Genomic DNA, 22,456 nt, shown 5'->3' with positions numbered 1-22,456 from the left:
GTATTTATGGCACACATCTATAAAATCCTGGAAGTGGTAGGCAGCTCGACTGTCAGCAGCGATGACGCTATTCGCAATGCTATTGCCACTGCCAGTGTCACTCTTAATCACCTGGGCTGGTACGAAGTGGTGGAGCATCGGGGCCATGTTGAGGATGGTGAGATTGCACACTTTCAGGTAACCGTCAGAATTGGTTTCAGGTTGGAAGACCGTGGTCAATCATCCTGATTGCCATACCCTGTTCAACCTAAGCTTGCCATTCAACAGGGATTCTCGGATACAATAGTCGTCAACGTTTAAAATTTGTTGATTGGGGAATCCCTCATGCCTTCATTTGATATTGTTTCAGAAGTGGATATGCACGAGTTGACCAATGCGGTCGATCAGGCGAACCGTGAGCTGACCACCCGTTATGATTTCAGAGGGGTTGAAGCCAGCTTTGAAAAAAGCGGTGAAAACCAGATTGTGATGACGGCCGATGCTGACTTCCAGCTGCTGCAAATGGTTGAAATGCTGAAAACCAAAATGGTCAAGCGGGGCATTGATGTTAAATGTCTGGAAGTGAAAGATCATTATGGTTCTGGCAAACAGGTCAAACAGGATATCATAGTTCGTCAGGGGCTGGATAAAGAGCAAGCCAAAAAAATCGTCAAGATGATCAAGGATGCCAAGCTCAAGGTACAGCCAGCCATTCAGGGTGAGCAGGTTCGCGTTACGGGTAAGAAGCGTGATGATCTTCAGACCGCTATTGCATTGTTGAGAGAAGCGGATACCGAGATGCCTCTGCAGTACAACAACTTCAGAGACTGATTCTGGCAGGAGGGGCTTGCCTCTCCTGTTAACCGGCATCCGGTAAATCAACATCGAGACAAAAAAATATTCCCCGGCATGTTCAGGTGTGCTTTTATTAAACTTTCCCGATAGTTCTATAAAATAAATTTGCCAGATTCGACCACTGGAAGACGTTAACGGTATGTTATTATCAGGGCACCTTTCTATGAGTTCAACGAAGAACTCGCTGACATCTGTGAAGAGCAAACCCGGAGGAGCAGAATGCAACTAATGGACTCTTCTTCCCGTTCCTGGGGAGAGGCATGGAAAAGCTTCAGGCATCCAAGGGTCATCAGTGTTCTGTTTCTTGGTTTTTCAGCCGGCCTTCCCATATTACTCATATTCAGCAGCCTTTCTATCTGGCTCAGGGAGGCGGGTGTTGAGCGCAGCATGGTGACCTTCTTTAGCTGGGCTGCCCTGGGTTACTCCTTCAAGTTTGTCTGGGCCCCTCTGGTAGACAGGGTCCCTCTGCCATGGTTGACAAAAAGTCTCGGGCGTCGCAGAGCCTGGCTATTACTCGCCCAGTTCGCGGTGATGGCTGCTCTTTTATTTATGGCGAGTCATGATCCTGTCTATGGATTGACCTGGGTTGCAGTGGGGGCTGTGATGCTGGGATTCTCATCTGCTACACAGGATATAGTGATTGATGCCTACCGGATAGAAGCTGCAGAGAGCGATCTTCAGGCCATGATGTCTTCCGCCTACATTGCGGGCTACAGAGTCGGCATGCTGGTGGCCGGGGCTGGCAGTCTGGCACTGGCCAGCTGGTTTTCAGGGGGTGATGAATCCGTTTATCACTACCAGGCCTGGGCTTCTGTCTATCGCTGTATGGCTGCGTTCATGCTGGTAGGGGTTGTCACCACCTTGTTGATTCCAGAGCCTGAAAACAATCAGTCTGCCTTCTCTCAGGATTATGGCACCAGTGACTATGTTCGTTTTCTGGGGTTGTTTGTAGTAGCGGCAGGGGCTTTTGTTGCAGGTTTTACATTAACTCCCGAGATCTCTTCCCAGTTGAAAACAATGTTGGTTGATGGCGGTGTTTCAGTTCATGTTGCAGGGTTCTTTTCTGAATCTTTCCGATTGCTGTTCAGTGTGGCTCTGGGTGGTGGGGCTGCCTGGTTGATGATCAGTCTGAACGTAGCGCCCAAGGGGATGGTCAGAGAAACCTATGTGGCTCCTTTTGCTGATTTCTTTGCGCGTTACGGAAAACTGGCGATCTATATTTTGCTGCTGGTAGGCACCTATCGGATTGCAGATATTGTTATGGGGGCAGTGGCTAATGTGTTCTACAAGGATATGGGTTACAGCAAGGAACAGATAGCAGCTGTTACCAAAACCTTTGGTCTGTTAATGACCATTGCCGGTGGTTTTCTGGGGGGATTGTTAGCCCTTCGCTACGGGGTGATGAAAATTCTCTGGATCGGTGGGCTATTGGCTGCTATCAGTAACCTGCTGTTTTCCCTGCTGGCTCAAATGGAACCTGAAACCTGGATTCTGGCTGTGGTCATCGCAACTGACAATCTCAGTGCAGGTATTGCCTCTGCTGCCTTTGTTGCTTTCCTCTCCGGTTTGACGAATCGTGCATTCACAGCGATGCAGTACGCAGTCTTCAGTTCGCTGATGTCGCTTGTACCGAAACTATTGGCGGGGTACTCCGGTAGCGTGGTGGATGCAGTGAACTATCCTGTCTTTTTTGCAGGCTCCGCTATTCTTGGTTTGCCGGTGCTGCTGTTAATCAGTTACGTGCAGAGGCTTATGGAGCAATCTGAGGAAGCTGCACGCGATTGACACCAGGCGGGCTTAAAGCCCGCCTGGAAGGCTTATATGGTCCGCCCCGTTTTGCAAGAGCCTGTTTTGTTAATTAATCATTAGGTAAACCCCCGGCTATGCCGGGGAGACTCGCATAGGTTATACCGAGGCTTCGGTAGCTAACCTCAAAGGTTCCGCCAAGAACCAAGAGGTTTGACTTATGCCAGACTACAAAAGTCTGACTCATACTCGATGGGATTGTAAGTATCACATTGTCTTTATTCCCAAAAAGAGGCAAAAGGTTATTTATGGGAGCTTGAGAAAATTTCTGGGAGCCATTTTCCACGATCTTGCCAGTCGCAAAGGGTGTGAAATTGTGGAAGGGCATTTGATGCGAGATCACGTTCATATTTGCATTAGCATTCCGCCGAAACATTCTGTTTCAAATGTTGTTGGCTATTTGGAGGGTAAATGCGCAATAGCTATTGCGAGACACTTCAAAGGTAAGCAGAGGAATTTTTCTGGTGAGCATTTCTGGGCAAGAGGGTATTTTGTCAGCACAGTAGGTCTTGATGAAGATGTGGTTAGGGAATATATCCGAAATCAGGAGAAAAATGATGAAACACGAGATCAGCTGAAACTTGGTTTTGACACGCGCCCTTGGGCGCAATAAAAGCCCTTTGAGGGCGTCACCTAATAAGCCTCCGGCTCTCGGAGGTCATTTAACTTGCAAACAAAGATAACTGCAATTACATTCGGCCTATTCATGAGGTCTAACCTTCTGGCCCTGATGGGTATCCGCGCAACCTGGCCTTATCAGTCCGACGGCCTCAAGGGCCAAGTCTCCTATCAGGTTTCAGGTTGCCGGTTTTTACCTGATTGCCATCAACTGTACATGCTCATCGCAATCTGCGGGGGGTGGGAGTACTGAAGTGGCGTTTCGGCTGGCTGGGGATCCGGTGAAACCAGAGCAGGGGGAGGCCGCATGAGCTGTCACCCTGAATGCCTGACCACATGTTCACGCAAAGCTTCATTGATACGGGTCTGCCAGCCTTTGCCAGTGGCGCGGAAAAATTCTACCACCTCGGGTGACAGCCGGATAGTAATCCGCTCCTTGGTCTCTTCGGCCTTGGGTCGCCCCACTGGGCGTAATTGTTTGAACTCCTCGTCAGTAAGTTCATATGTGTCAGGACCAGCGGCAATGCCTGCATTGATGGCCGCCTCTTCTTCATCAGTGGGCCATATAGTGCCCGGTATAAGCTTCGGCATAACGTTTAATCTCCCTTTTATCAAGGGCACAAAGGTTTAACCAACTCAGGCCGCCACCTGCAACCGGACACCCAGCGCCTTAAGAATGCGGTGAACCGTATCCCAGCGGGGCTGAGTCTTGCCGTTGAAGGCTTTGTAAAGGCTTTCGGGATTCAGTCCGGTCTGCTCGGCCAGCTCGGCCACGCCTTTGTGCTTTACCACATCCCCAAGGGCAATGATGAACACAGCGGGGTCCTCATCAAGGTAAGCCTCCGTCAGAAACCATGGAATGTCTTCATCGGTCAGGGCATGGTCAAAAGGATCAAAGGGTGTCAATTTCAAACTCATCGTTTATTCCTCCAGGTCTTTCAGGATCTGTCTGGCTTTTTCTATGTCTCTGGACTGGCTGGACTTGTCGCCAGCGCAAAGCAACACAATCAGCTGACCCTCACGGATCGTGAAATAAAGGCGGTAACCCTTGCCTGCAAAAATTCTCATTTCACTGACACCACCACCCAACGGTTTGGTGTCGCCCAGGTGGCCAGCACGGGCACGGACCAAGCGCATGGTAACCGCCCTGCGGGCTTGACGGTCCTTCAGTCGGGTTTGCCAGCGGACAAACTCCCGCGTTCGAGTCACTTCATACTTCATAGAATTATTGTATGCACGTTAATTAAGGTTTGCCAGCTCTTAAAAGTAGCACACGTTAACGCTTTATCCATTCGGGTAGAGCTCGACAGTCGGCTTCTGGCCCTGCTCCACGCCTAGCGGGATATAGTCATGGGTGGTTCGCTCCGATTAATCCTGTTTAAATGGTTAACTCCATTTTGGCTTACTTGAAGCCGTTTAGGAGGGGCGGACAATATAAGCTTCCTAGCAGCCTGACCGAGAATAGACTGCCCTACTGCGGCGGCAGCAAATTGGTCTGAAAATCCGCTTTTGTTCGTCAAATAGCTCGCTATTCTCCTCACAAAACCGAATTTTCATCCTCAATTTTCTGCCGTCCTCGCTACGGGCGCTATTCTCGGTCAGGCTCCTAGCGTTTGATCTCGGCAATGAGTTTTGCCTGCCATTGTTCTTTTTCCTGTTCGGGGAGCTTGCCGAGAGAATCCCTGCAAATATGCATCATTGCCTGGAGAATGGTCTCGGGTTGATAGTTAAGGTTTTCCAACTGGCGAATAATTTCAATCGCCAGAGCAATGTCTTCCGGGTGCTGATCCTGATCGTTCAAACTTTAATCTCCACTCCATTGATATAGCTTCAGATTGACCTTGCCATTAAGAAAAGTAATACCTTCTGACTCAAGCAAGGATTGCTGTTGCTGATACTTGGCGCTGGTTTCCGGAAACGAAATCTGTCCCTTGCTATTGATGACCCTGTGCCAGGGAAGTCCGGAACCTGAAGGCAGTTGCTTCATAATATTACCCACTACCCGGGCATAGCCCGGAGCACCGACCATGTTGGCCAGTTGTCCATAAGTGACCACCTTACCCTCGGGTATTTTGGTCAGGATGAGCCAGATATCGGATGGACTGAACGGTGCTTGCAAGCCTGGTCTCCAGAGTGATTGGAAAGGGGTAGGTATTACCAGCGGACTTGCCAAGCATATCTTAATCTGTTGGCCATTTGTCGTGAAAAGTTTTTTAATTTCCCCCGACTAAGCACACTAAGCTGTCAAGACAAACGATGATTCTGCCTTTTTGTTGGTTCCAGGCACCCGTTTGTAGAGGCAAAACTGATGCCTATAGCGGCTTTCCCTCTTGTTAAGCTTTCATTAATTTGGAACTCTTGTCCCCCTTATAAAGCATTAAGACATCGATTCATCGAGGGGTATTCATGGGGGTCCAGTGTTTCAGGGGCATTGGCCGTTTTCCTGGGTTACGCAAAGTCTGGGTACTACTTCTTTCCTGCATGGCAGCGATGGTTCATGGGGATAAGATATGGATGGAAAATGGAGATGTAATCAGTGGCAAAATCATGGGGCTGGAAGCGGGTAAACTGACTGTTTCTACCCGGTATGCTGGAGATATTTCCATCAATTGGCGTCATGTTCGTTCTCTTGAAACCGATCAGCCCGTCTGGATTGGTTTGATTGGTGAGAAAGAGGCTCAGCAGCGTCAGTTAAAGAGCAATGGCGATCAACTGGTGGTTGTGGATCCCGATGGTTTTGAGCGGAGCTTCTCGGCCGCCTGGCCAGTAGCAGAAATTCGCCGTGAAAAGCCCGTGCTGGCTTCGAACTGGGACATTGCTGGCAAGGTCAACTTTGGGTTGGACAGTGATCTGGGTGGGGACAATGAAACCACCTTTATGCTCAGTGGCAATCTGGATATCAATGACGAGTGGAACAAGAACAGTTTTAAGTGGGACATTGAAGTAGAGAAAGAAGAAGACTCAGACTCTTCCACCAAGGAGTGGGAGCTGGGGTATGCCTACAGTCGCTATTTCACTGAACACTGGTTTGTCCAGGGCTCTCTGGATCAGGAGTATGACTCCATGGAAGATCTGAGATCAAGACTGACACTGGGAGGGTCGGTTGGTTACCGCTTCAGGGAAACGGTCAAAGAAACCTTGATTACCACTGTCGGCCTGACCCATCTCTGGGAAGATTATCAGCTGGAAGATAACCAGCAAAACCTGGCCGTGACAACAGGGCTGGTGTACCGGAAGAAGCTCATTGATAACCTTGAGTATTCCTTTAACAGTAAGCTGTTTTACCGTTTGAACTCAGGTCGGCAGTGGTTGTTTGATGGAGAGCATGGTTTGAGGGTGGGGTTATCTGAAAGTCTTTCTTTAAACCTGATGCATTATCTGGATTACGACAGTATTCCAACAGAGGGTGCTGACAAAACCTCCAGTCAGATCAAGGTGGGCATTGGTTATTCCTGGTAGCGAGGATTGGCCGCAGAGGCCAATAGCTTCTGCGGCGACCAATCACAGGCGTAAACCTCCATCCAGTTCCAATACACGACCATTGAAGTAGTCGTTTTCAAAAATGAAGGCGACAGTTGCCGCAATCTCTTCAGGCTTGCCCATACGTCCAGCCGGAATACCTGCAGTCATTTTGGCGCGGGCTTCAGGCTTCATGCCCAGCGTCATTTCAGTCTCAATCATGCCCGGTGCAATTGCAGCGCTCCTGATGCCAAAACGAGCCAGTTCCCTGGCCCAGGATACTGTCATGGCGACGACACCGGCTTTAGCGGCGGAGTAGTTGGTTTGTCCAAAGTTGCCTGAGCGGGAAATGCTGGCAATGTTCAGAATCAATCCTTTGCTGCCTGAATCAATCATGCTGGCCGCCACCTCACGACCACAAAGAAAAACACCCGTGAGATTGACGTCAATGACTGACTGCCATTTTGCCAATGAAAGCTTGTCAGTGACCTTGCCGTCTTTTGTCCTGATCATTAAGCCGTCACGCAGGATGCCTGCATTATTGATAAGACCATTGAGCGGGCCCAGTTTCTCGCTGGCAAGCCTGACACTGTTTTCTACTTCCTGCTCATTGGCGACATTGGTGGGCAGGGCAATGGTTTTTGCTCCCAGCTCAGAGCATTCTTTTAACGCCTGATCCAGGGCTTCGCCTTCAAGATCTATCAGTCCAAGGCCAGCGCCTTTTTTTGCCAGATGCAGCGCCATGGCCCTGCCCAGACCACGGGCAGCGCCGGTGATCAGGATGTTGCTTCGTTCAAGATTCATTCTACTGTTCTTCTGCGTCTGAAAACCACTTAGTGATTGTAACGGAACACAACGAATTCTCTATAAACGGCTCTGTTATGCGGAGCAGCCATTAGAACGAGCTGCTTTGTCAGAGTTCTTCCTGATCAGCCAGGGATGTAGCGATATCTTTCACTGTCAGAAGCGCTTTTGTGGATAAGGAGCCTCTCTGAGCCCGCAAACCGGCCTTAGTTCAATGACGACACCATCAATCAAATTACTCTGGCATATAGCCCCCAAACTCCTTAGCCGGAGGTTTGGGGATATTGCCAGCAGCGTCAGGATTTAAAATCGGGTATTGGCCCAGCACTTTTCTGATTTTGGATTGCAATCCGCCAACCTCTCTTTGGTCTGATGCGTTTTGTTCCTGAATTTCTGCGTACTCTCTGGCTATTGGCCCGCGATGGACGAAAAGGGAGGGTTTGATAGGAAAGTTTCGGAGTATGATTTTAACTCTCTTTAATTCATCCTCACTTAAGACAGGTCTGAGTGCATCAAGCAGTTGTCGTTGGGAAAGGAATGAATAGTCCTGATTCTCCCTGCTGACAAACCTTTCTAACTCCACACCAGCCCTGTAAAGATGAGCCGGGTTATCTCCACGCAGGACATTTCTCCGATAACTGCGGCCAGACGACAGCAAGCCATCGACATAACCTTTCAAATGCCCCGCCATACTATTAGCTTCTTGCCAGAACTCGGCCAGGCGATTCTCATAGGCTTCCTGTGAATGTTTTTTGTATCTTGCTTCCTCCTCCGATAGAAGAGGCTTAAGTTCCAACATCTTTTTCTGATGTTGAGCAATCAGCTCTTTGAGAACCGTGATTTCTTGAAAGTCCCTGTGAAGCTCATGCCTCACCCCGTCCCGGGCAGCTTCTATACACTCTTTGGCCAATGGCTTCAGACTACTGGCAAGCATGTTCAACCCTACGAAAGCTGTTGCTGCTCCGACGGCGGCACCGCAGACCCATGGATGTCTCTGAACGGTATCTTCCAGCACGGCAACAGCGCGATCGGCCAGACCTGTGCCGGTTGGCACAGTGACAGGGGGCCAGTTCTTTACCAAAGCATCCAGGGAAACCGCTCCTGCAGAAGCAGTCCCCGCCACGAGTGCTAAGCTGGGTAATAATTTTGTCCTGGTTCCCTCCATCGGATCATACCAGGAAAAAACTTTCCTGATATTTCTAAACACCCCCTCCTCAGAGGCATTGGCTGATGTGGAAGCAGGCTGCCCCATTGACAGGCTTTGAGCCATTGGATTACCGATCTGCATAACGAAATTCCTGTAAGTTAAATTGAGGTAAATGGGCTGATTTAAGTGCGTTACCAGCCATCCTGAGCATTCAGACCTCAATGCTCGAACAAAGTTCCAACGTTAACAGTCTGCGGTATTGTTCAATGATTGCATGTCTGCCTGGTGATTAGCGGCTAACAGCGCATGAAAATCTTATTGATAATCACTCTCATTAATATATAATCGCCGAAAAATACCTGAAACAGGTGTCTTAATATTCAGCCATAGTTGATTCCAGCTATAGATAGTTGATTCCGGCTATAGGTTGATCAGCAGTATTCTACATATCGAAATATACCCGCTGGATTTGGGAAATCTTCAAAGGCAGTGGTTATAAGTGGTATGTTTTATGATATGAAAATTCAGGGGGAAACAGATGGAACCCAAGGTTCAGGCGGCGCACGACGCACGCAACTTACTTTTGAATGAGTACCACGGTATTTTGTCGACTCACTCTGATGATGTGCCCGGGTATCCGTTTGGTTCTGTTATGCCTTACTGCCTCGACGGGCAGGGCAGCCCGATCATCCTGATCAGTGACCTCGCCCAGCACACCAAAAACATTGAAGCCAACCCCAAGGTTTCCTTGATTATTACCCAGAGTGGTGTAGACGATATCCATAAGGCTGGCCGTCTGACCTGGATGGGTGATGCAGAAAAGATTGCAACGGACAGCGAAGAACTTAAGGAGTTGGAGCAACGTTACTACTCTTTCTTCCCACCTTCTGCTCAGTATCACAAAACCCATGGTTTTGACTTCTACCGAATTCATCTGAAGCGTGCTCGTTTCATCGGTGGTTTTGGTCAGATTTTCTGGGTAAAAAATGAGCTGATGACTCGTGAAAACCCATTTTACGGCAGCGTAGAAAAGGGCATGGTCAAGCATATGAACGAAGATCATGTCGAGGCGATGGTGAAGTACTGCAAAGCTGCTGATATTGATCTTCCGGAAGGTGTTGAGCCAAAGATGGCAGGTATTGATGCCACTGGCATGCACCTTTTACTGAAAGACAGGCTGGTTCGTATTCCTTTCCCGACAGAAGTGAACGAGCCAATGGCAGTACGCAAGACTCTGGTTGAGATGGCTAAAGTGGCCTGATAACAGGCTTTGCTTTTAGCAAAAAGCCCCGACGTGTTCGGGGCTTTTTGCGTCTAAACTCTTGAAGTTTGCACAATTAACATTATATAAGAAGCACCATTGTCTCTGGAGGCTTCTATGCGCTTCCCCGTTTGGATTTTTTTACTGCTCCCTGCTCTTGAACTGGTCGTGCTGATCAAGGTAGGTAGTTATATTGGCGCACTTAATACACTGGCTCTGGTTATCCTGGGTATGGTGGCAGGTATGGCGGTCATCCGTCGTCAGGGTTTTCGTACCATGCTCAAGGCCCGAGAGAAAATGAATCGTGGCGAGAAGCCTGCACTGGAATTGCTGAAAGGTTTTGTAACCGCCCTGGGCGGAGTGTTGCTGATGGTTCCCGGCTTTATCACCGATTTTATCGGGCTGGTTCTGCTCATTCCCCCGGTGCACAGTATGCTGGTAAGACGAATGATCAAAAATGGTCGCTGGCAGGCGTCATCCAACACCTTTGAGGGTGAATACTACCGTGAAGACGTCGACACTAACCGGGGGATTCACCAGACCCTTGAGGGTGAGTTCAAGCGCGAAGATGAAAAAAAATCTTAGTACCCCCTTGAAAAGACAAAAGCCACCCCTACCTACTTAGTACCGATAATTGGGTTCGGTTCTGGCGATGCAAGTCAGACCGTTTTACAAGAGTTGATTGCTGATTTTTCGGCATAAACAGTTGGAGAGATACATCGATGAAAATCCGTCCGTTGCGTGATCGCGTGGTCGTTCGTCGTGAAGAAGAAACCACTACCTCTGCTGGCGGTATCGTGTTGCCAGGTTCTGCTACTGAAAAGCCAAACCAGGGTGTGGTAGTGGCTGTCGGTGACGGCGTATTTCTGGACAACGGTGAAAAGCGTCCTGTGGGTGTGAGCGTCGGCGACAAAGTCATTTTTGGTAAGTACGCTGGTTCTGACACCGTGAAGATTGACGGTGAAGAGCTGATCATCGTATCCGAGAGCGAAATCTACGCTGTTCTGGAAGACTGATCCCGGAACCCCGATTTCATAGCAACTGTTTTAAATTTCCAAAGGATTACCCATCATGGCAGCAAAACAGGTTAAGTTCGGCGACGAAGCTCGCAAACAAATGCTGGAAGGCGTCAACATTCTGGCCGACGCTGTAAAAGCGACTTTGGGTCCAAAAGGCCGTAACGTTCTGCTGGAAAAGTCTTTCGGCGCTCCAACCATCACTAAAGATGGTGTATCTGTAGCCAAGGAAATCGAGCTGGCTGACAAATTCCAGAACATGGGTGCTCAGCTGGTTAAGGAAGTCGCATCCCAGGCCAACGACCAGGCGGGTGATGGTACGACCACTGCAACTGTACTGGCGCAGTCTATTCTGAACGAAGGTCTGAAGTACGTAGCTGCCGGCATGAATCCAATGGATCTCAAGCGTGGCATCGACAAGGCGGTAGCGGCTGTTGTTGAACAACTGAAAGCTATGGCCACACCTTGCGAAGACAGCAAGTCCATCGCTCAGGTAGGCACTATCTCCGCTAACTCCGATGAGCTGGTGGGTCAGATCATCGCTGAAGCCATGGAGAAAGTAGGCAAGGAAGGTGTTATCACCGTTGAAGAAGGTTCCGGTCTGGAAAATGAACTGGACGTAGTAGAAGGTATGCAGTTCGATCGTGGCTACCTCTCTCCTTACTTCATCAACAACCAGGAAAGCATGTCTGCTGAACTGGAAAATCCTTTCATCCTGCTGGTTGACAAAAAGATCTCCAACATTCGTGATCTGCTGCCAGTACTGGAAAACGTAGCCAAAGCTGGCAAGCCTCTGCTGATCATCGCTGAAGATGTTGAAGGCGAAGCTCTGGCCACTCTGGTTGTAAATAACATGCGTGGCATTGTTAAGGTAGCTGCTGTTAAAGCGCCTGGCTTCGGTGACCGTCGCAAAGCCATGCTGCAGGACATAGCGATCCTGACCGGTGGTACTGTTATTTCTGAAGAGGTGGGTCTGTCTCTGGAAGCCGCTTCTCTGGAAGACCTGGGTTCTGCCAAGCGTATAGCCATCACCAAGGAAGACACCACCCTTGTTGATGGTGCTGGCAACCAGGCTGATATCATTTCCCGTGTTGAGCAGATCCGTGCCGAGATCGAAAACTCCTCCTCCGACTACGACAAGGAAAAACTGCAAGAGCGTGTTGCCAAGCTGGCTGGCGGTGTTGCTGTGGTCAAGGTTGGCGCTGCGACCGAAGTGGAAATGAAAGAGAAAAAGGCTCGTGTAGAAGACGCTCTGCACGCTACCCGCGCAGCTGTGGAAGAAGGCGTTGTAGCTGGTGGTGGTGTTGCTCTGGTTCGCGCGCTCTCCAAGATCTCTGTTGAAACGGCGAATGCTGAGCAGAAAGCCGGTGTTGAGCTGATTCTGCGCGCTCTTGAAGGTCCAATCCGTCAGATTGCTTCCAACTCCGGTGATGAAGCTTCTGTTGTTGTTGATAAGGTTAAATCCGGCGAAGGCAACTTCGGTTACAATGCTGCTACCGGCGAGTACGGCGACATGATCGAAATGGGTATTCTGGACCCTGCTAAAGTAACCCGTTCTGCCCTGCAGGCGGCTGCTTCTGTTGCAGGTCTGATGATCACTACTGAAGCCATGGTTGCTGATGAGCCCGCTGACGCTGCTGCTCCTGCTATGCCTGACATGGGCGGCATGGGTGGTATGGGCGGTATGGGTGGCATGATGTAGTCATCTTCCCGAAGCTCTGCTTCTCCTAAAAGGCTGCTTCTGTTTCAGGAGTGGCCTTTTTTGATGATCATATTCCCCATCGTTTGCGGTGATCTGCTTGCAGAGATCACTTCATACCGACTCAATTGTTGCTGACAAACCGCTTCTTAAGCTCGAATCTGAGAGTGAAAAAAAGTGGAATGTGAAGGAACCTTTTAGATCTTTCAGAATCAAACCTTATATGGACAGAGGAAGTTGACCCTCTGAGGAGAGTTTCCAACTCAATCAGGAATGCACTTTGCCGATGACTCTGGTCATGGCGATTAACAGGAAAGGAGCAGCATATGAGCAGTGGCATGGAAATCAGAGGGAATGGTAGTCATCTTCAAACACCGTCTGGAAGTACAGGTGGCAACGACCCTTTATCAAATGACGGGAATTCAAAAACTCATAAAATCAGTGGTCCTGTGAACCCTGATCATCAGTTAAGCCAGCTTCAGCAAAAAAAGACGCCTGATACGCCTTTAAGCGAAAGAAGAATAGATTCTTCAAACCCCGAAAATACACCGGGGCTGAGACCCGGCGAAGAACCACCGGCACCACCGGTACCACCGGTACCACCGGCACCACCGGCACCACCGGCACCACCGGTACCACCGGCACCACCGGCACCACCGGCACCACCGGTACCACCGGCACCACCGGTACCACCGGTACCACCGGTACCACCGGCACCACCGGCACCACCGGCACCACCGGCACCACCGGCACCACCGGCACCTCCGGCACCTCCGGCACCCGAGACTCCCGAAGAAAAAGCCTTCAGGGAGTTCAGAGAGCTTGAAACCATGACTAAGGATCAACTCATTGCCAGGCAGAAGGAGAAGCTGAATGAAGCAGCTCCGATCTCCAATCGCTATGAGGAGTTTTCCTTATTAAATCGAGCCAAGGGGGCTCTGGATAATCCAAAGAATGCTCCAAAAGATCTCAAAGTGACCATTGCCTTTCCAGGTGAGGAGCCCGTTACCCTCATTCCATGGGACGACCAGCTTATGGAGCGAGCTGATTTTCATAAACTTTGGGATACCGCTAGAAAGGTGCTGGCAGAACATGAGATTGCAAACTTTGCCAATTACAATTCTGAACATGAAAATGAAAAATTGGAAATCATTAAAAACAGTATCAAAGTGATCGCTGATAAACTGGGCGACAACACTTACCAGGAAGGTGAGAACGATTTCGATAACGATTGGGAAAAGCATTGGAAGGAAGTACGCCATAAGCCTGTGAGACTGGAGGCTTTTGAAGGTTTGAACCGCTCCAATAGCCCCGTAGTTATTACCGAAGGTCCGCCTGAGTCAGCCCAGTAAAGGCCGGAAAGAGTGTCAGAACAGCAGGAAAGATTAAAGGGAAGCATGGCTTCCCTTCTTTTCTAGTCCTTTAAAATGTTCTTAGTACAGGCTGTGCAAAAAACAGAGCGTATGAAGTTTTCTGATATTGTTTTATCTTCCAGTGATCCTGAACAAATCAAACATTCCTGACGTCCTTCTGTGGCTCCCTCAATTGCTCCTGCTTCCAGCGTTGTTCCATTGTTGGAACCTTGATTTTCTGAACGCCAGCCAGAGTCAAAATTACGGGAAGAACCGGTATCCTGGAGAGAATGGTCCGACAGATTGCCGGGAATGCCTGAATGTGAATAGATTTCTTTAGCTAATAAACGCGAGGGTGTGAAGTTAATGTCAAGACCCAGAATATTGTATGCAAACTCTCGCATGCCTTGATAGCTATGCGAAAACTCGGGTACAGAAGCAAAGGGTCCTTGGCGTAGGAGCGAAATAGCATTGAAGCAGTTACCCAAAATTCCAGTGGACATGAATTTTTTCAACAGTGCTTCCAGCGTCTCTGGCCAGCTCCAATGTAAATTCGTACACATTGAAGAAGCTCTTGCCATGGTGCATAGCCCGATTAAAAGGGCTGTTTCAGTGTCCAGGTTCGCTGCTTTGAGCTGATTGGCAAAGCCTTGCGCAGAATAATATTCGCTGATATTGCCAGACAGCAGTGAATTGGATAATGCCGGATGGTAGCTGTTTCGGGTGAGACGTCTAATCAGAACATCAGAATGATGTAAGAAGGTATTCATGGTAAGAACATAAGGACCAAGAAAAGTAAAATACATCAGGGCTAAACTGTTATCAATATTGATATGATGAGACAGGAATTCTGGTGAATCTGGATTGAAAATAGTGTAATAGGGGTTAATCCCGTCAGCGTTGCTTTGATTATAAAACAATGGATCAAAAAGGCTTTTTGCCATTGCCTGTATTAGCTCCTGATCTTCCGGGCTGTTTTCCGTGGTCGTATTTACAGTGAATATACGAAATATAAGCCTTAGTATTTTCTGAATGCGCCCATGCCGATGTTGAGAATCCCCAATGTTGACATAGTTAAAGTAAAAGCTTGACAGATTTCTAAAGTCTTGCTCATCAAGCAAAAAATCATTATGTATTTCCAGTCGATCATCTCCAGATACATCGTCAGCCGTTAAATTCAGTCTGAAAAAGCCAATACGAATATTTTCAAAGGGACTCACGATCGAATTATCTGCGCCCTCTTGTTGTTCTTTCGAAGGTCGATTCCGGTTTTTTTTAAAATACTGGCGAAACTCTTCAAGGTCATAGGTATCCTTTGCCAGCCCCTGCTGAAAGAAAAAAAACACTGAAAACAAAAGCACCATAAAGGAGCGCTCCAGGATCATAACCTTGCCTTCAATTAGTTAAAACAACCTCATTAGAATAGTAACTAACAAGCCTGCCGTTGGGCTTTTTTTCAGTAAAGCCTGAAGGCCAAAAAATGACTGGTTAATCTGTCAAAGACTCAGAAATCCAGTACTTGACAGGACATATCTACCTAAGAAATCAGCTTCAACTTTTCTTGATTTGAGACGTGGAAAATGAAAATTCCAAGTCTTACAGCTCCATGGAGCTCTGACTGATTGAAGTCAGTCATTCTGAGTATGTTGGAAGACAGAAACTTTGTTCAGTTGCGCTTAAAAACATATTATGAACTTTTACTTTAAAAACGCGTCGAACATACAGCGTCAATTCCGAACGTCTTTTCTAATTGACTCTTTCTAATTGAAGATAAATACGAGGTGTGGAGCAACCACCCATGGATCGAATCAATAACAACCCTGATATTTCTCGCTCAACAACGCCTGGACAATCTATATCTGGGCGATTACCAACGGGTATGGGTGTCAGTGCAGGCAGGAAAATTACTGTAGCGGACAAGGATGAACGTTCACTACTCAATTTGCCCAGCCTGACACAATTGAAAATTATTGGCTGTTTGAGACTTAAAGATATTGCCCGTTTAAAGCAGGTGTGCAGCTACTTTCGTGAGCTTATTAAAGAAGAAGATATTCTGGCAAAGGCGTGGTATCGCCGCTTTTCTTCAACACACCAGTCGTTACTAAAGACAGTTATCTCCGCAAAAAATGATGAACAACTCAGCCATTGGGTGGGGCATTTTACGAATAATCAAGTGTTAACCCGATCACTTATAAAACGCCGAAAGAATGCTTGTTTTCCTGCTCTGGTCTTTTTCAACAACACTGATTTAATGTCGCAATGCAAAACGTTTAATTTAGAGACGAAAGCCACTATTTCCCATAGACGCCCTATCAGATCGGCCACTTTCAGTACCGATGGCCTCCACCTGGTGACTGCCAGTAATGATTGCACGGCGAAAATCTATGACCAGGAGGACAATGGATCATGGCAAGAAAAAGCCATCATTTCCCATGATGACTGGGTCAGATCAGCCACCTTCAGCGACGATGGGCGCCACGTCGTGACCACCAGTGACGATAAAACCGCAAAAATCTTCAGTTGGAAGGCCAATGGAACATGGGAAGAACAAGCCACCGTTCACCATAATGGTTATATCAGCTCGGCTAACTTCAGCCCTGATAGCCGCCGTCTGGTGACTACCGATGACAACAACATGGCGAAAATCTATGGTCATGAGGACGATGGATTATGGAAAGAAAAAGCCATCATTGTCCATGGTAAAAGTGTCAATTCAGCTTCTTTCAGCGCCAATGGCCACCATGTGGTCACCGCCAGCGACGATAAAACAGCGAAAATCTGCAGTCTGGAGTCCGATGGATCATTGCTGGAAAAAGCCAGAATTTCTCATGGTGACTGGGTTATCTCGGCTACTTTTAGCGCCGATGGTCGCCATGTGGTGACCGCCAGTTACGATGGCACGGCGAAAATCTACGCCCAGAAGGCGGGCGGAAAATGGGAGGAACAAGCCACCATTTACCATGATGAAGTCGTCAGATCAGCCACCTTCAGCGCCGATGGACACCATGTGGTTTCCGCCAGTGATGATTACATTGTGAAAATCCATGGCTATGAGGACGATGGAACATGGAAAGAAAAAGCCACTATTGTTCATGGGAATTTGGTCATAACAGCCTCTTTCAGCCCCGATGGCTGCCGTGTGGTCACCACTTGTATAGATGGCAGGGTGATAATTTATGGCCAGAAGGCGGATGCGAGTCGATTATGGGAAGAAAAAGTCAACATCCACCATGGCTACGACAACGTCAATTCAGCCACCTTCAGCGCCGATGGCCGTCATGTGGTTATCGCCTGTGAAGATTGCAGAGTGATAATTTATGGCCGTGAGGACGGTGGATTGTGGAAAGAAAAATCCATCATTTACCATACGCTTCCGGTCAGGTCGGTCACCTTCAGTGCCGATGGCCGTCATGTGGTGACTGCCAGTAAAGATAACACGGCGAAAATTATTGGCCAGGCAACTGATGGATCATGGGTAGAAAAAGCCACTATTTCCCATTGGGATTCGGTTACATCAGCTACCTTCAGCAACGACTTAAGCCATCTGGTTACCGTCGACTGCGATCGCAGGGGGAAGATCATTAAACTAGTGATGAGCGTTTGATTGTTTGTTTTCACTCTTGTTCATCAGTCTTTGGCATTTTTCCCCAAGAACGGTTAGTGCCTGAGTAAATGAAGTCAAGAAGCCATTCCTGTGTTTTATTGTCCATGACAGAAGACCATTGACCGGGTGCCAGTCATGAGATACGACACCATAGCTGAACCTCTGGTAATCAGGCGATCACAGCGCTGTGTTATTGTTCCGACATACCGGACTGCCCCTCTATTCCTTCAAAGTGCTTTCAATACAGACACTGCAGACAACAGAGCGTGTGCAGTTTTCTGATGGAATATTATCATCCGTTGGTCTTGAGCAAATCCTGCATCCCTGGGTTTCTCGTGCGGCTCCTCCCACTGCTCCTTCTGACACCTCGCTGTTATAGTCTGATACCATTCCTTCATCGGAATCTTCACTGTCTGAACTCCCGTAATAGTCGAAATCTGGCCTATCATCCTCCACCAATACAGGCAAGGATGCCATGTCAATACCCAGAATTATGTGTGTGAACTCTTGCATGCTTTCACGGCTATGCAGGGCTGCGGGCATAGAAAGTATTTTTTTGTAGTCGTCGTTTGCCATAAACAGGTAGCTTCTGCTCAGAAAGTCATTTCGCAAAAATCTTTGCAGCACTTCTTCCAGTGTTTTTGGCCAAACCCGTCCTAATTCGATGTAATGGTGAGAAGCTCTTCCCATTGCGCATAAAGCGATCAAAAGCGCAGTTTCACTGTCCAGATTTGCCGCTTTGAGCTGATGGGCAAAGCCTTGCGGAGATTGATATTTGCTGATATTACCAGACATCAGAGAATCGGATACCGCTTGATGATAGCTGTTTCGGGTAAAGTGCAGGAGCACCTGATCAAAGTACGGATCAAAGTCTTGCATGGAAAGAACATGAGGGCTAAGAAAAGCAAGAAACATCAGGGCAAAAACGTCATTTATATTGTCATAATCAGGTAGCATAGGTGCTATACCTAAATTGAAATAGTTGTAATGAGGGTTTGCTCCGCCATTGATGGTTGGAGACTTAAATAATTGTTCGAAGAGTCTTGTCGCCATTGCATTCATTTTCATTCGATCTATCGGCCTGATTTTCGTGGTCACATTTATAGTGAATATATGAAACATCAATCTCAACATTTTCTGAATGCGCCCATGCCGATATTGAGGACCCCCTATGTTCACGTAATTAGAGTAAAAGTTTAAAAGATGCCTAAAGTCTTGCTCATCAAACAGAAAGTCATTATAAATTTCCAGCCGATCATCTCCATATACATCGTCAGTCGTTAAATTTAGCCTGAAAAAGCCAATACGAATATTTTTAAATGGGTTTATGATGGAATTATCTTTGTCTTGTTGTTGTTTTGAAGTGGGCTTCCAGTTTTTTATATAATACTGGCGAAATTCTTCAAGGTTGTAAGTGTCGTTTGCCAGACCATGCTGACAAATAAACAAAAATATTGAAAACGAAAATAACTTAAAGGCATGTTGTATGGTCATTGCTTCATCTGCATTCTTTAAAATAATTTAACCAGAATAGTCGTAATTAAAATTTCTGCGGGGATTCTGTATCAGTGAAATTTTAGGGCCGTAAGATGTCTGGGTAATCTTTCAAAGAAACAGAACTAATTGGCTATCGCAAAGTGAAAATCACACAACTACAGATGCATGAGTGATTGCTTGCTTTCACTCTTATCGAATAAGCGTAAAACCCCATACTTTGAGGATGGGGATGTAAGCTCGGCTTCGGCTTGCGTAGAGCAAGCCCATGAACTATCAAACCTTACGTCTCTCGCAGACCTACCTCCGGGCTGGAGGAATGTTAAGCCTGCGGAGTTCGTGTGAGACTTGGGGAACATTGGGCTAGGCGCCCTCGCTTGTTCCCTGAGCAACGAACTGTGAAACAGGAACCTGTCGGGTGACTAACAGGAATCCCCGTCCTTTAGAGGATGTCGCAAAACTCTGGTTCCCATGCTTTTAGTCCCTGTGGGTCCCTGCGTGGGAACCCATACTTATCTCGAGCTGCAGAGTCCGCTTTTCAGGGGAGGTATGCATTCCCGCGCAGAGAGGGTGTCGCAAAACTATCTCCGGCGCGGGAACGCGCTGACTCCCGTCATTGCCGACTTCAGTCTCGTCATTCCCGGCTTCATTCTCGTCATTCCCGGCTTCATTCTCGTCATTCCCGCGAAGGCGGGAATCCAGACTGACTCTCCACCAGAACCATACTGCCCGGTGTCCCCCTGGCCTTGTCATCCCCGAGAAGGCAGAGATCCACCGTTGGCGCTGGATTCCCGCCTTCGCGGGAATGACGACTTCAGAGCGTGAGAACGAGCTGTTGAAGGTTTGCGACACCCTCGCAGAGCGTGGAAACGAGTTGTTGGGCTTTTGCGACACCCTCTTTAGGTCGGGTAGGATGTCGATCATGAGCCCACACCATCTTCTTCAAAGAGCGGGTAGATACAGCCTGAGTTAATCAAGTCGAGCACTAGCTCCCGTGTTTCATTATCTACGACAGAGCACCAATGATCGGATGCCAGTTGTGAGTCCTGACACAACTGTTGAGCCAGGTTTGTTGCCTCCTCAGAGTGACATTTGTAGGCGTCACCATCAGCAAACAGTGTCAGGGAATTTCTCTCTTCCCTGAAAGCAAGCCTTGAGCCCTCATTAAGCACCAGATCAACTCCTGCAGCCTCTTCCTTAAAGGCTTCCCAATTTTGCCAGGGCTCTTCGACAGGCTGCTCGTGTTTGGGTTGAGTCATCATCTCTCCAAACCAGTCTGCCAGCATTGCACGATCTTCTATATGCTCTTTCAGGATTGTCTGCAGACGATCCAGGGTTTTTTCATCAATCTCGCCTTCGCGTTCGGGCAAAGTCTGGTCGGGGTCTGAATAGCGAAGACTTTCTGGCAGCTGATCGGCGATAAAGTCAGTAAACTGCATTAGAATTTCGCGATGACTGGGAGCCCGGAAGCCTACTGAAATAGTCATGCATTCGCCTTCGGCAGCGCCATGATGACCGACACCGGGTGGCAAATAGAGCATATCACCCGGTTCAAGGACATAATCTTCCTGAACTTCAAACTCTGACAGGATATGAAGGTCAGTGTTTTCCAGTTTTGGTGAGCTGGCATCGTAGACCGGGCCGACTTGCCAGCGCCTTTTGCCTTCGGCCTGAATCAGGAAAACATCAAAATGATCGTAGTGAGGACCCACTGAACCCCCATCGGTTGCATAGCTGATCATGATGTCTTCAAGGCGCCAGGAGGGCAGAAAGTCAAAGTAATCCAGCAGCGAGTGAACATCGGGAACCCAGTGATCCACAGCCTGAACCAGAAGTGTCCAGTGACTGGGAGGCAGACAGGTAAAGTCAGATTCACTAAAAGGTCCTCGTCTCAGTTGCCACGGAGTTTCTCCCTTCTCCAGAACAATGCGGGACTCAACTTCTTCTTCCAGAGCCAGACCTGCCAGCTCATCGGCTGAGAGAGGCGACTGAAAATCCGCTATGGCCTGGCGAATCAGCAGGGGTTTCTTTTGCCAATAGCCCTGCAGGAAAGCCTCTGCAGAGAGGGGACCCAGAATAGACTGTCTCATTGAATTTCATCGGAATGTAAATAAACGACGCAAGGTTAGCATAAAGTGGTCTTATTAATAGACTTGGTTGTAGGATAAGGGGTTCTCAGTCGTCATAGTGATAGAACCATTTTCTTATCTTTAAGGAATGAAAATGATTCACAGTAAAGGAGAATTAGCATGAAAGTTTACGGAGCAATCCTTTCTCCCATGGTCCGAAAGGTTATAGCAGCCCTGGAAATGAAGGGACTGGATTTTGAGTTGGACCTCGTCATTCCATTTAATACCCCGGAGGGCTTTGAAAAAATCAGTCCACTGAAAAAAATTCCTGCCCTGCAGGATGGTGAAGTTACCCTGGCCGACTCCTCCATCATCTGTGAGTATCTGGAAGATCGCTATCCGGAAATTGCTTTGTATCCCACCGATCCGGCCCACAAAGCCAAAGCCCGCTGGTATGAGGAATACGCTGATACCGTTTTGATGAAAGTGATTGCTGAAGGTTTGTTCTTCGAACGGGTGGTGAAGCCAATGATGGGGATGGAAACGGACGAAGACAAAGTACAGCAAAACCTTAAAGACAACATGCCCAGGACATTGGCCTATCTGGAAAGTGTTGTTCCGGAACAAGGTTTTCTTTTGGGTGAATCGTTGATGATGGCTGATATTGGCATCGGTTCCTGTTTTATCAATGCCGGTTATGCCGGATTCGAACCTGACCCCTCAGAATATCCGGCCTTTGCCGCCTATCTCCATAGGGTCAAGGCGCATCCGGCTTTGCAGAAAAGAATGAAGGAAGATGCGAGGTTGTTGAATTAATCAAAAAAAACGGAAAATAATGTTGGATACTGGAAAACAGTTGTCATCCATTTCTGTTTAGAAGATCCAAAATCAGAAGGCTAGTGCAGCTAAGCTCTGATATCCATACACCCCTCGTTCCCACGCAACAGAGGGTGTCGCAAAACCCGTTCCCCTCCCGTCATTTCCGGCCTCACTCCCGTCATTCCCGCGAAGGCGGGAATCCACACAGACTCATCACCAGAACCATACTGCCCGGTGTCCCCCTGGCCTTTTCATCCGCGAGAAGGCAGAGACCCGCTGTTGGCGCTGGATTCCCGCCTTCGCGGGAATGACGACCTCAGAGTATCGGAACGAGTGGCCTGTATGGATATCAAGGCTTGGCTGCACTAGTGGCGAAAATTATTGCTGCCGGTGGTAAAAAAGTAAGGCTGAGCTGCGTTATTGTTACCCGGCTGAAAAGCCTTACTCCAATCACGCCGAAGATGAGCGTGCGAT

At 48.2% G+C, this 22,456-nt stretch carries 25 protein-coding genes; 14 read left to right on the top strand and 11 right to left on the bottom strand.

Translation table 11 applies throughout. The features are described 5' to 3' along the window. The first annotated feature begins 6 nt into the window (after positions 1–6). From ACO6V5_RS13350 to tnpA, 4 genes are all read left to right on the top strand, one after another. Positions 7–228: a dodecin gene (locus ACO6V5_RS13350; RefSeq protein WP_317142992.1), complete on the top strand. Its 222-nt coding sequence runs from the start codon at positions 7–9 to the stop codon at positions 226–228. A 96-nt stretch (positions 229–324) separates the two neighbouring features. Continuing rightward, positions 325–810, top strand: a complete 486-nt coding sequence (locus ACO6V5_RS13345; RefSeq protein ID WP_422412198.1) for a YajQ family cyclic di-GMP-binding protein — start codon at positions 325–327, stop codon at positions 808–810. A gap of 243 nt (positions 811–1,053) precedes the next feature. After that, a complete protein-coding gene (locus tag ACO6V5_RS13340; RefSeq protein WP_422132582.1) occupies positions 1,054–2,619 on the top strand; it encodes an AmpG family muropeptide MFS transporter in 1,566 nt (521 codons plus the stop codon). A 181-nt stretch (positions 2,620–2,800) separates the two neighbouring features. Next, positions 2,801–3,253 carry an IS200/IS605 family transposase gene (gene tnpA / locus ACO6V5_RS13335; RefSeq protein ID WP_422132583.1) on the top strand — a complete coding sequence of 151 codons (453 nt, stop codon included), beginning with the start codon at positions 2,801–2,803 and terminating at the stop codon, positions 3,251–3,253. Positions 3,254–3,573: 320 nt separating this feature from the next. On the opposite strand, the gene ACO6V5_RS13330 is transcribed toward tnpA, so the two are convergent. From ACO6V5_RS13330 to ACO6V5_RS13310, 5 genes are all read right to left on the bottom strand, one after another. Beyond that, the gene (locus tag ACO6V5_RS13330; RefSeq protein ID WP_422132584.1) at positions 3,574–3,849 is read right to left on the bottom strand and encodes a BrnA antitoxin family protein; all 276 of its coding nucleotides are present in this window, start codon (positions 3,847–3,849) and stop codon (positions 3,574–3,576) included. Between the two features lie 45 nt (positions 3,850–3,894). Then, positions 3,895–4,176, bottom strand: a complete 282-nt coding sequence (locus ACO6V5_RS13325) for an addiction module antidote protein (RefSeq protein ID WP_422132585.1) — start codon at positions 4,174–4,176, stop codon at positions 3,895–3,897. Between the two features lie 3 nt (positions 4,177–4,179). Next, positions 4,180–4,467, bottom strand: coding sequence for a type II toxin-antitoxin system RelE/ParE family toxin (locus ACO6V5_RS13320; RefSeq protein WP_422137258.1), 288 nt, complete (start codon positions 4,465–4,467; stop codon positions 4,180–4,182). A gap of 397 nt (positions 4,468–4,864) precedes the next feature. Continuing rightward, a complete protein-coding gene (locus tag ACO6V5_RS13315; protein WP_422132587.1) occupies positions 4,865–5,059 on the bottom strand; it encodes a hypothetical protein in 195 nt (64 codons plus the stop codon). A 3-nt stretch (positions 5,060–5,062) separates the two neighbouring features. Further along, complete coding sequence (locus ACO6V5_RS13310) at positions 5,063–5,377, bottom strand: MGMT family protein (protein ID WP_422132588.1); 315 nt, start codon at positions 5,375–5,377, stop codon at positions 5,063–5,065. A gap of 395 nt (positions 5,378–5,772) precedes the next feature. Between ACO6V5_RS13310 and ACO6V5_RS13305 the strand changes: the two genes are divergently transcribed. Beyond that, complete coding sequence (locus ACO6V5_RS13305; RefSeq protein WP_422412201.1) at positions 5,773–6,717, top strand: DUF481 domain-containing protein; 945 nt, start codon at positions 5,773–5,775, stop codon at positions 6,715–6,717. 42 nt (positions 6,718–6,759) lie between these two features. Here ACO6V5_RS13305 and ACO6V5_RS13300 read toward each other — a convergent pair whose 3' ends face one another. Continuing rightward, positions 6,760–7,521, bottom strand: a complete 762-nt coding sequence (locus ACO6V5_RS13300; protein WP_422412202.1) for an SDR family oxidoreductase — start codon at positions 7,519–7,521, stop codon at positions 6,760–6,762. Positions 7,522–7,756: 235 nt separating this feature from the next. Next, the gene (locus ACO6V5_RS13295; protein ID WP_422412203.1) at positions 7,757–8,809 is read right to left on the bottom strand and encodes a hypothetical protein; all 1,053 of its coding nucleotides are present in this window, start codon (positions 8,807–8,809) and stop codon (positions 7,757–7,759) included. A 397-nt stretch (positions 8,810–9,206) separates the two neighbouring features. Between ACO6V5_RS13295 and ACO6V5_RS13290 the strand changes: the two genes are divergently transcribed. From ACO6V5_RS13290 to groL, 4 genes are all read left to right on the top strand, one after another. Next, positions 9,207–9,929, top strand: coding sequence for a HugZ family protein (locus ACO6V5_RS13290; RefSeq protein WP_422412204.1), 723 nt, complete (start codon positions 9,207–9,209; stop codon positions 9,927–9,929). Positions 9,930–10,046: 117 nt separating this feature from the next. After that, a complete protein-coding gene (locus ACO6V5_RS13285; RefSeq protein ID WP_422412206.1) occupies positions 10,047–10,514 on the top strand; it encodes an FxsA family protein in 468 nt (155 codons plus the stop codon). 137 nt (positions 10,515–10,651) lie between these two features. Then, the gene (locus ACO6V5_RS13280; RefSeq protein WP_257252343.1) at positions 10,652–10,945 is read left to right on the top strand and encodes a co-chaperone GroES; all 294 of its coding nucleotides are present in this window, start codon (positions 10,652–10,654) and stop codon (positions 10,943–10,945) included. Between the two features lie 55 nt (positions 10,946–11,000). Beyond that, positions 11,001–12,647, top strand: coding sequence for a chaperonin GroEL (groL, locus tag ACO6V5_RS13275; protein WP_422132594.1), 1,647 nt, complete (start codon positions 11,001–11,003; stop codon positions 12,645–12,647). Positions 12,648–13,122: 475 nt separating this feature from the next. Here groL and ACO6V5_RS13270 read toward each other — a convergent pair whose 3' ends face one another. Next, positions 13,123–13,476, bottom strand: coding sequence for a hypothetical protein (locus ACO6V5_RS13270; RefSeq protein WP_422412209.1), 354 nt, complete (start codon positions 13,474–13,476; stop codon positions 13,123–13,125). On the opposite strand from ACO6V5_RS13270, the gene ACO6V5_RS13265 reads away from it, so the two are divergent. After that, on the top strand, positions 13,475–13,996 hold the full coding sequence (locus ACO6V5_RS13265) for a hypothetical protein (protein WP_422132596.1): 522 nt from the start codon (positions 13,475–13,477) through the stop codon (positions 13,994–13,996). The two genes, ACO6V5_RS13270 and ACO6V5_RS13265, sit on opposite strands and share 2 nt — an antisense overlap. A 62-nt stretch (positions 13,997–14,058) precedes the next feature. On the opposite strand, the gene ACO6V5_RS13260 is transcribed toward ACO6V5_RS13265, so the two are convergent. Further along, positions 14,059–15,360 carry a hypothetical protein gene (locus ACO6V5_RS13260; protein WP_422442227.1) on the bottom strand — a complete coding sequence of 434 codons (1,302 nt, stop codon included), beginning with the start codon at positions 15,358–15,360 and terminating at the stop codon, positions 14,059–14,061. A 434-nt stretch (positions 15,361–15,794) separates the two neighbouring features. Here ACO6V5_RS13260 and ACO6V5_RS13255 point away from each other — a divergent pair, with 434 nt between their 5' ends. After that, positions 15,795–17,600, top strand: a complete 1,806-nt coding sequence (locus ACO6V5_RS13255) for an F-box/WD repeat-containing protein (protein WP_422412211.1) — start codon at positions 15,795–15,797, stop codon at positions 17,598–17,600. A 219-nt stretch (positions 17,601–17,819) separates the two neighbouring features. Here the strand turns inward: ACO6V5_RS13255 and ACO6V5_RS13250 are convergent, their stop codons facing one another. Beyond that, the gene (locus tag ACO6V5_RS13250; protein ID WP_422412213.1) at positions 17,820–19,094 is read right to left on the bottom strand and encodes a hypothetical protein; all 1,275 of its coding nucleotides are present in this window, start codon (positions 19,092–19,094) and stop codon (positions 17,820–17,822) included. A 570-nt stretch (positions 19,095–19,664) separates the two neighbouring features. Here ACO6V5_RS13250 and ACO6V5_RS13245 point away from each other — a divergent pair. Beyond that, on the top strand, positions 19,665–19,919 hold the full coding sequence (locus ACO6V5_RS13245; RefSeq protein ID WP_422442229.1) for a hypothetical protein: 255 nt from the start codon (positions 19,665–19,667) through the stop codon (positions 19,917–19,919). A 95-nt stretch (positions 19,920–20,014) separates the two neighbouring features. On the opposite strand, the gene ACO6V5_RS13240 is transcribed toward ACO6V5_RS13245, so the two are convergent. Next, positions 20,015–21,184 carry a JmjC domain-containing protein gene (locus ACO6V5_RS13240; RefSeq protein WP_422132601.1) on the bottom strand — a complete coding sequence of 390 codons (1,170 nt, stop codon included), beginning with the start codon at positions 21,182–21,184 and terminating at the stop codon, positions 20,015–20,017. A gap of 159 nt (positions 21,185–21,343) precedes the next feature. On the opposite strand from ACO6V5_RS13240, the gene ACO6V5_RS13235 reads away from it, so the two are divergent. Further along, positions 21,344–21,979 carry a glutathione S-transferase family protein gene (locus tag ACO6V5_RS13235; protein WP_422132602.1) on the top strand — a complete coding sequence of 212 codons (636 nt, stop codon included), beginning with the start codon at positions 21,344–21,346 and terminating at the stop codon, positions 21,977–21,979. Positions 21,980–22,216: 237 nt separating this feature from the next. Next, positions 22,217–22,351 (top strand): hypothetical protein, encoded by a 135-nt coding sequence (locus tag ACO6V5_RS13230; protein ID WP_422132603.1) that lies wholly within the window; start codon positions 22,217–22,219, stop codon positions 22,349–22,351. Positions 22,352–22,456 lie beyond the last annotated feature (105 nt).

Origin of the sequence: Endozoicomonas sp. ALD068 (genome assembly GCF_049310145.1) — a bacterium.
Classification (GTDB): domain Bacteria; phylum Pseudomonadota; class Gammaproteobacteria; order Pseudomonadales; family Endozoicomonadaceae; genus Endozoicomonas_A.
Note: the sequence above shows the minus strand (reverse complement) of the source record. Positions and strands in the feature narration are given on the sequence as shown.